This window comes from Fischerella sp. (assembly GCF_013388695.1).
Lineage (GTDB): Bacteria > Cyanobacteriota > Cyanobacteriia > Cyanobacteriales > Nostocaceae > PCC9605.
Map to the genome: position 1 here is coordinate 14,284 of NZ_JACAEU010000014.1, position 12,800 is coordinate 27,083.

Genomic DNA, 12,800 nt, shown 5'->3' on the forward strand with positions numbered 1-12,800 from the left:
GGCTCCCCTGACAATATAAATTAGTATAATAGTTTATAATAAAATAGTTTAAAAAAACTTAATAAAATTTTATGGGTAGATTTCGCTCAACCAATCTTTACGGATTCCTAGAGCAGGCACTTCTGCTTTATAATTTCTTTATTACATTAGTTCAAACAGTTTCATAAGGGCTAAATTTCAGCCTTCAGAGGAATGACAAACAAGCCAGAGAGTTCTATTGCTGTCTTTCCTCGCTTTCTTGCTATTTACATATAAAATGATTGGAAATGTATATAATATTTTCTTATAATCTCTATAAAATGGGTTTGTTAAGTTTAGAAATTAAATTATAAGTATATGAAATCATAAAGTTTATAAAATCAAATTCAATCAAATGTTTTTGAAATAAAAAATGTCACTATTTTGTCACTATTGCAAGTTTACGATTCAAATTGTTTACAAGAAATAGTTTTTGAACTTTGTCGCCATCAAACAGAATTGACAGTAAAAAAATGATACAGATAGATAAGAGTTTGATAGATAGATTTATTTTTCACATTTATACTACATAAAATAGGGATTTTTATACGATTAAGGATAAGAACAAATAAAAAATAGTTTTGGCTGATAAAATATAAATTAAGCCAACGATATTAGGGACAGAAAAGCATTATCGTAGACTGGGAAAAATAGTTCAATGCTAAGTCGTCAAGGGAAAATTAAATGAATCAGTTTCTGTTCTCAACAACTTGGTGGATACCATTTTATAGCTTATTTGGGGCAGTTTTGACCTTGCCTTGGGCAATGGGAATAATTAGGCGTACAGGACCAAGACCCGCAGCGTATTTCAACTTATTGGCGACATTTTTGGCTTTTTTTCATAGTCTATTTGTCTTCAAAGATATTTGGAATGGAGAACCACAAAATTTTGTAATTACCTGGTTTAGTGCTGCGGATTTAAATATTTCCTTTGCCTTAGAAATCTCACCAGTTAGTGTTGGGGCAACAGTTTTAATAGCAGGGTTAAGTTTACTAGCACAAATTTATGCTTTGGGTTACATGGAAAAAGACTGGGCATTGGCTCGGTTCTTTGCCTTGATGGGCTTTTTTGAAGCAGCGCTAAGTGGCTTAGCAGTAAGTGACTCCTTGTTTCTCAGCTATGCGTTGCTAGAAATGCTGACTCTTTCTACTTACTTATTGGTGGGGTTTTGGTATGCTCAACCGCTAGTAGTAACAGCAGCACGAGATGCTTTTTTAACTAAGCGTGTGGGAGATTTGCTGCTGCTGATGGGAGTAGTAACCCTGTCTACCAAAGCAGGCAGTTTGAATTTTTCCGATTTATATGAGTGGGCGCAAACAGCAGAGTTAAGCCCATTAACATCGAGTTTATTAGGATTGGCATTGATTGCAGGCCCTGCTGGTAAATGCGCTCAATTTCCCTTGCACCTGTGGTTAGATGAGGCGATGGAAGGGCCAAATCCAGCTTCGGTGATGCGAAACTCAATGGTGGTAGCTGGTGGTGCCTTTATATTGTTCAAATTGCAGCCGATCCTAGCACTATCGCCCTTTGCTTTAAGGACTTTGATAATTATAGGTACAGTGACAGCGGTCGGTGCATCTTTGGTGTCTATCGCTCAAACTGATATCAAGCGGGCCCTATCCCATTCCACTAGTGCATACATGGGATTAGTGTTTTTGGCTGTGGGTTTGCAGCAAGGAGGTGTGGCTCTGATCTTGTTGTTTACCCATGCGATCGCCAAAGCATTGTTATTTATGAGTACTGGCTCTGTAATTTATACCACTAGTAGCCAAGATTTAACAGAAATGGGCGGCTTGTGGTCGCGGATGCCAGCAACTACCACAGCCTTTGTGGTCGGTTCAGCCGGAATGGTAACGCTGCTACCCTTGGGAAGCTTTTGGGCAATGTTATCTTGGGCTGACGGCTTGGCACTCATTACCCCTTGGGTCTTGTGGGTTTTGGTAATTGTAAATGGCATAACGGCATTGAATTTAACACGGGTATTCCGGTTAGTATTCTGGGGAGAACCCCAACAAAAGACCCGCCGTGCTCCAGAAGTTCCCTGGCCAATGGCATTGCCAATGGTAGCTCTGACAGTGATGACTCTGTTAGTACCCATGATGTTACAGCAATGGTATCTCTTACCTAGCTGGGAAAGCATTAATTGGTTCGTAGTAGCAATGTTGGTGTCGTCTACTATGTTAGGAGTAGGTATAGGATCTACAATTTATCTGCACAAAGCTTGGTCGCGTTCCAGAGTACTGACTTGGAGACTTGTGCAGGATTTGCTGGGATATGACTTTTACATTGACCGCATTTATAAATTTACGGTAGTGAGTGCTGTTGCTTTGCTTTCCAAGATTTCCGCGTGGAGCGATCGCTATTTAGTAGACGGTCTGGTTAACTTAGTAGGGTTCGCAACAATGTTTGGTGGGCAAAGCTTGAGATACAGCGTTTCCGGTCAATCGCAAGGGTATCTTTTGACTATCGTTGTTGGCATCAGCATCCTGGGTTTCTTCATCGGCTGGTCATTAGGATTGCTGGAGAAATTGCCTTTTTAGTCAATAGTCATTAGTCATTAGTCAACAGTTGGTAGTTAGTAGTTAGTGGTTAGTGGTTAGTGGTTAGTAGTTATTTCTCCCACTCCCCCACTCTCCCACTCCCCCCATCTCCCTAGTCCCTAGTTCCTACAAACTATGCTCAGTGCTTTAATTTTGCTGCCATTGTTAGGTGCGGCTATAGTCAGTTTCTTGCCTGTTGGCATGAACGCGAAACTCTCTCGTAGTGTCGCTTTGATTTTTGCCAGTTTAGCTTTCGTATGGACGCTGGTTTTAACAAGCCAGTTTGATCCAACAGTCATCACTCAACAGTTTGCTGAATTTCTGCCTTGGATAGATACCTTGGGTTTGAACTATCACCTGGGGATAGATGGCTTATCTTTACCTTTATTGGTTTTGAATGGACTGTTAACTTGCATTGCGATCCACAGCAGCGATGAAAATCTACGGCGTCCGCGCTTTTATTACTGTTTAATACTGCTGTTAAGTGCTGGCGTCAGTGGAGCATTTTTAGCACAGGATTTACTGTTATTTTTCCTGTTTTACGAGTTAGAACTCATTCCCCTTTATTTGCTAATTGCCATTTGGGGTGGTGAACGCCGGGGTTACGCAGCGACAAAATTTTTGATTTATACCGCTGTTTCCGGAATTTTGATTTTGGCAAGTTTCCTTGGTATAGTGTGGCTAAGTGGTTCTCCTAGCTTTGCTCTAGAAACTTTGAATGCATCGGGTTTACCTTTAGCCACACAAATTTTGCTATTGCTGGGGATTTTAATTGGTTTTGGTATCAAGATTCCCTTGGTTCCCTTTCATACTTGGTTGCCGGATGCTCACGTAGAAGCTTCCACGCCAATTTCAGTACTGTTAGCTGGGGTATTGTTGAAGTTGGGAACTTACGGTTTACTGCGCTTTGGTATGTACTTGTTGCCAGATGCTTGGAGTTATTTGGCTCCTGTTTTGGCAACTTGGGCGGTAGTCAGCGTGCTTTACGGTGCATCCTGCGCGATCGCCCAAACAGACATGAAAAAAATGGTGGCATACAGTTCTATTGGTCACATGGGCTACGTACTGATTGCTGCCGCTGCTGCCACTCCTTTAAGCATATTGGGAACAGTTATGCAAATGATTAGCCACGGCTTAATTTCTGCATTACTGTTTTTGCTAGTAGGGGTTGTGTATAAAAAAGCAGGTAGCCGTGATTTAGATGTCCTCAGGGGACTGTTGAATCCAGAACGAGGTATGCCTGTAATTGGTAGCTTGATGGTATTGGGAGTAATGGCAAGTGCTGGCATACCGGGAATGTTCGGTTTTATTGCTGAATTCGTTGTCTTTCGTGCTAGTTTTGCAGTTTTTCCTGTACAAACCCTGTTATGCATGATTGGTACAGGTTTAACTGCGGTTTACTTCTTACTTCTGACTAATCGCGCCTTTTTTGGACGCTTATCTGCACAAGTTGTCAACTTACCACGAGTTTATTGGAGCGATCGCGCTCCAGCAATTGTTCTAGCTGTTTTGATTGTAATTTTTGGTATTCAGCCAGCTTGGTTAATACATTGGACTGAAGCAACAACAACAGCAATAGCAAATACTCAGAGTGTTGTTGCCCACGTGTCTTTTGAGAAGGCACAAGGTAAGAGTTGAAACTTGTTAGTAGTTAGTGGTTAGTAGTTAGTGGTTAACAAGCAACTACTAACTACTAACTACTAACACTTCCAGTTTTTGTTAGGAGAATTGCCAATGGTAACTGCTAAAAATAAACCTACTAATTATCCATTATCTGAATATATAGAACGGCTCCAATCTGGGGGAGCATTGCTTCCCGACAATCCAGAAAACGTGTTAGAAGTAGTCGGCATTCTTAAGAGTTATGGCGTAGTTTTGGATGCTTACTCGAAAAATCTCATTTATATTGCCGAAAATCAATTCTTAGTTTTTTTCCCTTTTTTCAAATATTTTAATGGAGAAATTTCTTTTCAAAAATTACTTCGTCACTGGTGGCATGACCGAATTAATTTTGAATATGCCGAATATTGCATGAAAGCAATGTTTTGGCATGGTGGTGGTGGATTAGATAAATATTTAGATACAAAAGAATTTCAACAGAGAGCGCAAGCTGTTATCGCAGCTAAATTTAAAAATAATCCCATTGTTATGGGAATTAATCAACTCTTTCCCGATTTCTTAATCGAACAGTTGCGAGTATCTGCTTACTACAGCGGATTAGGTCAATTCTGGCGGGTCATGGCTGATATTTTCCTCAGCTTATCAGACCTCTACGATCAAGGCAAAATCAAATCGATTCCCCAAGTTGTAGACCATATCAAAGCAGGTTTAGTAGAAGCCGCAAATAAACCAATTACCTACTCTGTCAAAATACGGGATAAAGTTTATGACATTATTCCTGCAAGTGTTGGTTTGACATTCCTTGCTGATACCGCAGTACCCTATGTAGAAGCTGTTTTCTTCCGGGGAACACCTTTTCCTGGCACAGTTTCATACAATGCCCAAGCGTATCAAATTCCACCAGATCAATCGAGATTTCAATATGGTGCTTTGTATGCTGACCCCTTGCCTATTGGCGGTGCGGGTATTCCTCCGACTTTATTAATGCAAGATATGCGTCACTTTCTCCCAGAGTATTTGCATGAAGTGTATCGTCGCAGTCGCCGGGGAGAAGATGATTTACGGGTGCAAATTTGCATGACTTTCCAAAAGTCGATGTTCTGCGTGACTACCGCAGCGATTTTAGGATTAATGCCTTATCCTCCGGATACGCAAGATCCAGAAGAACAAAGACTAAATCGAGTTTATTTAGAAAAGTGGATGGATAGATTAGAAACTTCGCGGTTGCAGGAAGTTAATAGTTAGTTTTAGCAAGAATTAGCTAATGTAGGGTGTGTTAGCGTCAGCTAACGCACCTTATATATATAGTAATCTGCCACAAAGATTATGACAGGCTAAGGAAGTTTATAGTAAGCACTAAGCATGCTTACATGAGGGCTATAAAGCCCACCCTTCGGGAAGCCGCTCTTACGAGCGTCTACACTACAAACCTATCAAAATTAGTGTGGTGGAGTAATAGAGCTAAACTTGAGAGCGGTCTGTCAAAATCTCGTAGCCAGTTTCTGTCACCAACACGGTATGCTCAAACTGAGCAGATAGAGAATTATCCACAGTTACAGCAGTCCAACGGTCTGATAGTATCCGCGTGTACTTGGAACCAGCATTCAGAATTGGCTCAATTGCCAGTGTCATTCCCGCACGCAGTTTTACATTTGGCATATCGCGGGTGCGGAAGTTGAAAACTGAAGGTTCTTCGTGCAAATTGCGACCAACACCATGTCCGGTAAAGTCCTCAACTACACTAAATTTATTAGCTTTGACATGGTCTTCAATTGCTCCAGCAATATCCATCAGGTAATTACCTGCTTTTACCTGTTCAATTCCTTTATAAAGCGCTTCTTCTGCTACGCGAATCAGTCTCGCAGCTTCTGGGGTGACTTCACCTACAGCAATGGTAATGCAAGAGTCACCATGAAAACCTTGATAATAAGCGCCTGTATCTACTTTTAAAACATCTCCGGCACGAATAACTTTTTTAGGATTGGGGATACCATGCACAACTTCATTATTTATGCTGGCGCAGATGGAAGCAGGAAAACCATGATATCCTTTAAAGCTAGGTGTTGCATCCATCTCTCGGATGCGTTTTTCCGCATGAGCATCCAAGTCAGCTGTAGTCATTCCTGGCTGTACCAACTCAGAAATTTCTTTTAGCACAGTTGCTACAATTTTTGTCGATTGCCGCATAATTTCAATTTCACGTGGCGACTTAATTTCTATGCCTCTGCGTTGCCTTTTAGGACGGTTATCTTGAGCTGGTTGAGAAAGCAGGTTACTTAGAATGTTCATGGGAAATCAATAATTATCTGCGCCTTAGCGCTTTTTTGTTGTTTGTTGTTCGTTGTTTGGAACAAGCAACTGGTAGGAGAAGTTTAGTTATGATATTCATGGGTGTCAATGACGAGATATCTATTAAAACCCACCCCTACCTATGTTTGTTTGCTCTTAGTACTTAGTTGAGAAACAATTTCTATATTTAAATTAACTTATTTTTTGCCTGATGCTGTGTTCGTGAAGTTGTGTTTTGCTAAGCTCTATTTAAGATGCTTGTCACTAGAGACTAAATTTTTTTTATTTTCAATTTTTAATTTCATATTTTCTGCCTTTTTCAGGGCTGTCCAGAAGTGATGATAATATCTCCGGTCATGCCAGCTTCAGTATGTCCCGGGATGGGACAGTGTAAGCTATATTTCCCCGGCTTTAGCGGCACAAACACCCATTCTGCTTCAGCACCTGGCTTGAGTTCCATCTCGTGAATCGCCCCTTTGACTTCTACTTTGCCTGCTTCGACTTTTTGTGTCCAAATATTATCAGCAAAATCCTTGGCTGTGAAATAATGCTTTTGGGGGCTGGGATTGATCAGCCGAAGTTTGTAGCGTTTACCAGCCACAAATTCTAATTGATTTGGCTCATACTTAAGTTCGTTACTAGAATTGCCTAGGCTAACCGTAATTTCTGTAGGTGGTTGTTTTAGCAGATCTCCAGATAAATTAGCTGCTTGTGCCGGAGTAGCAATGATGATACTAAAACACAGAACAGACGCAATTGTTACAACAAAGATGCGTTGTAAAGTCTCTAAAAAAATCCTTGCGACGAACTGAATCATAGGTAATCACCAAAATGTAAATTTAGTCATTAGTCATTAATCATTTGTCCTTTGTTGGTTTTTGGTTGTTGGTTGTTCACTACTAACTACTAACTACTAACTACTAACTACTAACTACTAACCAATGACCAATGACTATTTCTACCTGACACTTTGATTTGCTACTATAGCTGGGCCAGCTGTTACTACCACAATTTTATCTGGATGAAGTAACTCACGAGCTGCTTGATTGGCCTGGTCAAGGGTCACTGTAGCAACTTTACCAACAAAAGAGCGCAGTTCTTCTGCATCTAGCCCATACACCTTATTCATCAAGATTCTGTATGATAATTCCTCTGGATTGGCTAGAGAAACATTATAGTTACTAATCAGAGTACGTTTAGCTGTCTCCAATTCTTCAGCGGTAATGCCTTGCTGATGAATTTCTTGTAGCAGTCGGCGGGTGCTGGCGATCGCCTGAGAAGTATCTTCTGGGGATGTTTGCATTTCAATCAAAAATATCCCAACGTTATTCCCAGTTTGGAAGGTGCTATAAATTCCGTAAGTCAAACCTTGGCGATCGCGTACTTCTGCTCCCAGCCGACTGGATAGAGTATCGCCACCCAAAATCTGATTTAACACCAAAGCCGCGTAAAATCGCGGATCTTTACGGTTAATCCCTGTGCTACCCATATAAGTAATTGCTTGGCTTTTACCCGGAAGCACCGGATTAACACGCACGATTTTGTCTGGCATTGATACCACTGGGTATTCCAATTGTGGGGGTTGACCGCTAACTTGCCAGTCACCAAACTCCGCTTCAATCAGCGATCGCACCTGTTCGGGAGCAAAATCTCCTACCAACGTTAGCACCAAAGTGTCTGGGCGGTAATGTTTAGTTTTAAAATCAACCAAATCTGCTCGGCGAATCTGCTGCAAACTCTTTTGTGTGGGAAATTTGTGTAGGGGATGTTTCTTTGGATAAAGAGATTGTAAAAATGTTCTTTTTGCAACTTCTGTGGGATCGTCCAATTCTTGCTTCAGATCGGTCAAGGCCTGTTGACGACTCAGTGCCAATTCTTTATTTGGAAAAGTCGCATTTTTAACAACATCTCCCAAAGTTTCTAGAAGCACAGGCAAGTCGCCTGCCAAGCTACTACCCTGAATTTCCACACCTTCGCGATAAGTTTCAAACTCTAGGCTAGCCCCACGTTCTTCCAAAGCTTTAGCTATTGTCAATACATCCTTGGTTTTAGTTCCGTTCATCAGGTTGTCTGCTACCAAAGATGCGAGTCCAGCTTTACCCTCTGGATCAAATTCCGTACCAGCTTTGATATAACCACTTAACGTTACTGTTGGAGTACTTTTGTCTGGCAACAGCAATACTTCTATACCATTGGACAATGTGAATTGCTCTGGTAGTGTGCGAGTAGCGGAGACCATCGTCATATCTACACGTGGGAGGTACTTCGCCACTTCAGCAGGTTCCTGAGGTTCGCCAGGAGTAAAATTTTCAGTTATGAGTGTGGAGCGTGGCTTGACAGCACTCTTTTCTTCTGGCTGCGTCTGGGTTGGTTCAAAAATCCCTACAAAACGCGCTTTTGGTTTTAGGTATTGATTTACTACACGTTGCACATCTGTAGCCGTCACTTCGTGAATCGCTGCTAGATAGCGGTCTGTATAACGATAATCACCAGCGGTGGTTTCATCATTACCTAGTTGCATTGCTTGACTGGTGATATCACGGTTATTTAAAATCAAATTCGCTTCTAGCTGTGCTTTGGCGCGGTTGACTTCTTCTTTTGTTACTCCTTTGAGAGCAAGATTGGCGATCGCCTTCTGCATCGTTGAGTCAATCTTTGTCAAATTTTGACCGGGAGTCCCAGTTACCGATAGTTCGTACCAACCTCCTTCCCGCAAGCTGACAACAGAACCTGTCAGATCGCTAGCTAAACCAGACTCCACTAACGCTTGATACAGCCGAGAATTTCGTCCCTCTGTCAACAAGTAATCCATTACATCCAACGCTGGCACATCCGGATGATTTGCATCCGGTAACGCATATACTGCTTGCAAAAGTGCATTTGCTCCTGGTTCTCGTAGAACTATAGGAGAGGAGGAGAGAGGGAGAGTCTTTGTAGTTTTGACTGTTGACTGTTGACTGTTGACTGTTGACTGTTGACTATTCTGGATTTTCCCAAATATGTCTTGAACGGCTTTGAGGGTTTTTGCTGTTTCAAAATCACCAACAATTACCAAAACAGCATTGTCAGGACTGTAGAATTTACTGTAGTATTTTTGTACTTGTTTAACTTGAAACTTCTCGACATCAGTTTTAGTGCCACCTACAGGCAAGCCATAAGGATGCTTGGGAAATATCTTCTGTAGCACTGCACGACTAAGACGGTACTCTGGGCTGTTTTCATAACCCTGCAACTCAGAAATTACTACTCGCTTCTCACTCGCTAATTGCTCGACATTAATCAGAGCATTTTGCATTCTGTCTGCTTCCAGCGTTAGAAGAGCATTCAGCTTGTCGCGCTCCGCTGTGCTGTAGTATGCAGTTTGATCGTAGCTTGTAAAAGCGTTGGAGTCGCTACCTAAAGCACTAAACAAGCGTCCAAATTGAATTGGACGATTTTTCGTACCTTTGAACATCATATGCTCTAACTGATGGGCAATACCATTCACTCCTGCTTCTTCGTTGCGCGATCCCACTTTATACCAAACTTGCACAGTCACCACTGGTGCTGAATGGACTTCCTTGGTCAGGACAGTAAGACCATTTTCCAGTACTGTCTTGCTGACGTTATCTGTCACTGAATTGATTTGTGTTTTTTTAGCAACATTATCATTGCGAGTTTTTACTAAGGCTGATGTTGCGGTCATATGGCTGATAGCAGATCCATCACTGAGTAGCAAAACCGCAATAAACCAGAGAGTTAACACAAAAATAGAGAAACGATATCTATGCAACGCTGTAAACACAGACATGTATTTGCTTAATATATCTGTAAATTAAGTTACAGATTTTTTCTACGACTATAGTCTAATCCCGCTGGGGAATATGTTACCTCAGCAACACTACAGAGAAATATTATTCTACAGATAAAGTAATAAATATGCAACTACCGATGGGTTGATTTTTTTGAAAAAATAAATTTTCTTGAACCACCAAGACACTAAGACACAAAGAAAAATCCATAGAGATACCCTATACCCCTATACCCTTTCTTTGATGAACAACTACTGGAGTGTGGCTAAAACCCGAATGAATTCTAAGGGTAAGCCATCGGCATCGGCAATAAAGGCGACTTCATAAATGCGATCGCCTATTTGCTGCTGCATCGGTTCTAAAAGAATCTTTAGTGGTTGTAAGTGTTCTGGTTGATTTTGTGCGGCCAGAGTAAAATTTTCTTTCAAACCTGTCAACCAGCTAGGCAAATCGGTTGTGATGTCAGTGAGATCGAAAGACAGATGATAGTAACCCACATAATGCTCATCTGCGAATGCATCGGGGGCTGGTTTTGGTTCTGGTATTTGGATTAGTTCAATTCTGCCACCTAGTCCTTCCATCCAACAAGCGAGGGTATAGCCTGTAGTGAAGCGTTCGCAAACTGTAAACCCTAGTTGTTCGTAGAAGGCGATCGCTCGATGAATATTAGCTGTGCGAATAGAAGCGTGGTGCATAATTTTGGCTTTCAATTGTTGTTGGTTGTTAGTTGTTTGTTGTTTGGAAAAACCACCAACAACTAACAAATACCAACAACCAACCATTGACAAATGACTAATAACTATTATTCAAATAATCTGAAATAAGGATAACGTACAGGCACACCGGGTTCTTTTTCCAAATCAAAATTAATTACTTCCCAACAGGGTTCTTCTTTGGGATCGGGGCCAAACTCCACAGGTAAACCGTACAGTCGTGCCGAAGCCCCTTCTGATTGTCCTCCCCGCCAAGGAGTGCTGCGTTCTAAATAGCCACTCATCAATTCCTGATAGCGGCGAGCAATAATTACCCGTGTTGCTCGATAACCTTGCGTATATAACTTATCTAATGCTTCGTGGATTTCAAACCGAATGCCATCTGGATGCGTATGTTGTCGATACCATTCACCATTCCACCGACGCCAGTGACGTCCAGACTGTAAATGAATCAACTCTCCTGTTTTAGGATTGGCTTCAAACGCGCCATGACGGGGACATAAGTAAGTATCTGTTAGTGTCAGTGCCGGGATTGTCTGACGGCAGTGGGGACACTGAATTTCGGGGCCAAATATTGGGTACTGCAAGCCTGGATTCATCATGAAGTGCGTACAAGAAGAATATTTTTGTCTTCACCAGTGACGTTGGTTTTATTTATACTTCTGCGCCACACGATAAGGGTATGTACTGACTGCTGCCTCAGTGAACAGGCTTAATGCCGTGATATTCTGGTTTTGCAACCAGCCTCCAAGGTTGGAATTTTTCCAGTGTTCCTGAGTACCATATTCATATTCTATCGTGTCTAACGCTTCCTACTGGCCTTCTCCCGATTTTTCTCAAGCTGCCTTCGTTGCAGCCAATGCTGTGGTTATGGGTTCTGTAAATATAGCAGCAGGGGTTAGCATTTGGTATGGAGCAGTCATTAGAGGAGATGTGGAACGCATTGAAATTGGCGAATGCACTAATATCCAAGATGGAGCAATTCTACACGGCGACCCGGGTAAGCCCACAATCCTAGAAGACCATGTTACCGTAGGACACCGTGCTGTGGTACATTCTGCCTACATTGAACGTGGCAGCATGATTGGTATTGGAGCAGTGATTTTAGATGGAGTGCGGGTGGGTGCTAGTAGCATCATCGGTGCTGGTGCAGTGGTAACTAAAGATGTAGCACCTAAATCCTTGGTTGTTGGTATTCCTGGAAAAGTATTACGCCAAGTTACAGATGCTGAGGCAGCAGAACTGATCGAACACGCTGAAAATTATAAGAAGTTAGCTTTAGTTCATGCTGGCAAGGGGACAGATACTGGTTTTAGCACTTCCCATTGAGGAAGGGGGGCCCCCACTTTGTGGGGATAAGGGGCAATGGGGAGATGGGAGATGGGGAGACGACCAACCACTAACCATCACTACTAACCACTAACTACTAACTATTAACCACTAACCAATGACAAATGACAAATGACTATTGACTAATTTTGTAAAGATTCTTTACATATCAATTGGGAAAAATTGCTCACTTCAGCTAAAAATAAAAAAATGAGAACAGTTGACAATACTTTAAGTTGTACTTAAGAGAGAGGTTAAAAAAATGGACTTTGATATGCGTGTGGTTATCGTGTTGGCACCAGTCGCGATCGCAGCTGCTTGGGCATTGTTTAATATCGGTGCTGCTGCTTTAAGACAAATTCAAAGCTTTTTAAATAAAGAAGCATAAAATATACTCCGTATCATCATCCGATCCCGACTGTTTCTCTTTTGTAGAGACAGTCGGTTTTATTCGTTAATTGTTAGTGGTTAGTAGTTAGTAGTTAGCTGTAATAACTCA

Annotated in this window: 10 protein-coding genes; 5 read left to right on the forward strand and 5 right to left on the reverse strand. The window is 41.7% G+C overall.

Annotated elements, in window-relative coordinates; genetic code table 11:
- Positions 1–702 precede the first annotated feature (702 nt).
- From HXY43_RS02445 to HXY43_RS02455, 3 genes are all read left to right on the forward strand, one after another.
- Positions 703–2,559 (forward strand): NAD(P)H-quinone oxidoreductase subunit F, encoded by a 1,857-nt coding sequence (locus tag HXY43_RS02445; protein WP_290879564.1) that lies wholly within the window; start codon positions 703–705, stop codon positions 2,557–2,559.
- Positions 2,560–2,694: 135 nt separating this feature from the next.
- On the forward strand, positions 2,695–4,197 hold the full coding sequence (locus HXY43_RS02450; RefSeq protein WP_290879567.1) for an NADH-quinone oxidoreductase subunit M: 1,503 nt from the start codon (positions 2,695–2,697) through the stop codon (positions 4,195–4,197).
- A gap of 96 nt (positions 4,198–4,293) precedes the next feature.
- Positions 4,294–5,424 carry a CO2 hydration protein gene (locus HXY43_RS02455; protein WP_026730864.1) on the forward strand — a complete coding sequence of 377 codons (1,131 nt, stop codon included), beginning with the start codon at positions 4,294–4,296 and terminating at the stop codon, positions 5,422–5,424.
- A 216-nt stretch (positions 5,425–5,640) separates the two neighbouring features.
- Here the strand turns inward: HXY43_RS02455 and map are convergent, their stop codons facing one another.
- The 5 genes from map to HXY43_RS02480 form a co-directional block, all read right to left on the reverse strand.
- A complete protein-coding gene (gene map / locus HXY43_RS02460; protein ID WP_026730865.1) occupies positions 5,641–6,468 on the reverse strand; it encodes a type I methionyl aminopeptidase in 828 nt (275 codons plus the stop codon).
- Positions 6,469–6,787: 319 nt separating this feature from the next.
- Positions 6,788–7,285, reverse strand: a complete 498-nt coding sequence (locus HXY43_RS02465) for a cupredoxin domain-containing protein (RefSeq protein ID WP_026730866.1) — start codon at positions 7,283–7,285, stop codon at positions 6,788–6,790.
- Between the two features lie 141 nt (positions 7,286–7,426).
- Entirely contained in the window at positions 7,427–10,258 is a 2,832-nt protein-coding gene (locus HXY43_RS02470) for a pitrilysin family protein (protein WP_290879572.1), read from the reverse strand.
- 252 nt (positions 10,259–10,510) lie between these two features.
- A complete protein-coding gene (locus HXY43_RS02475; RefSeq protein WP_290879739.1) occupies positions 10,511–10,954 on the reverse strand; it encodes a VOC family protein in 444 nt (147 codons plus the stop codon).
- A gap of 107 nt (positions 10,955–11,061) precedes the next feature.
- Entirely contained in the window at positions 11,062–11,574 is a 513-nt protein-coding gene (locus tag HXY43_RS02480) for a TIGR02652 family protein (RefSeq protein WP_026730869.1), read from the reverse strand.
- Positions 11,575–11,770: 196 nt separating this feature from the next.
- Between HXY43_RS02480 and HXY43_RS02485 the strand changes: the two genes are divergently transcribed.
- Positions 11,771–12,301 carry a gamma carbonic anhydrase family protein gene (locus tag HXY43_RS02485; RefSeq protein ID WP_026730870.1) on the forward strand — a complete coding sequence of 177 codons (531 nt, stop codon included), beginning with the start codon at positions 11,771–11,773 and terminating at the stop codon, positions 12,299–12,301.
- A 262-nt stretch (positions 12,302–12,563) separates the two neighbouring features.
- A complete protein-coding gene (locus HXY43_RS02490) occupies positions 12,564–12,689 on the forward strand; it encodes a photosystem II protein Y (protein ID WP_026730871.1) in 126 nt (41 codons plus the stop codon).
- Positions 12,690–12,800: the final 111 nt, after the last annotated feature.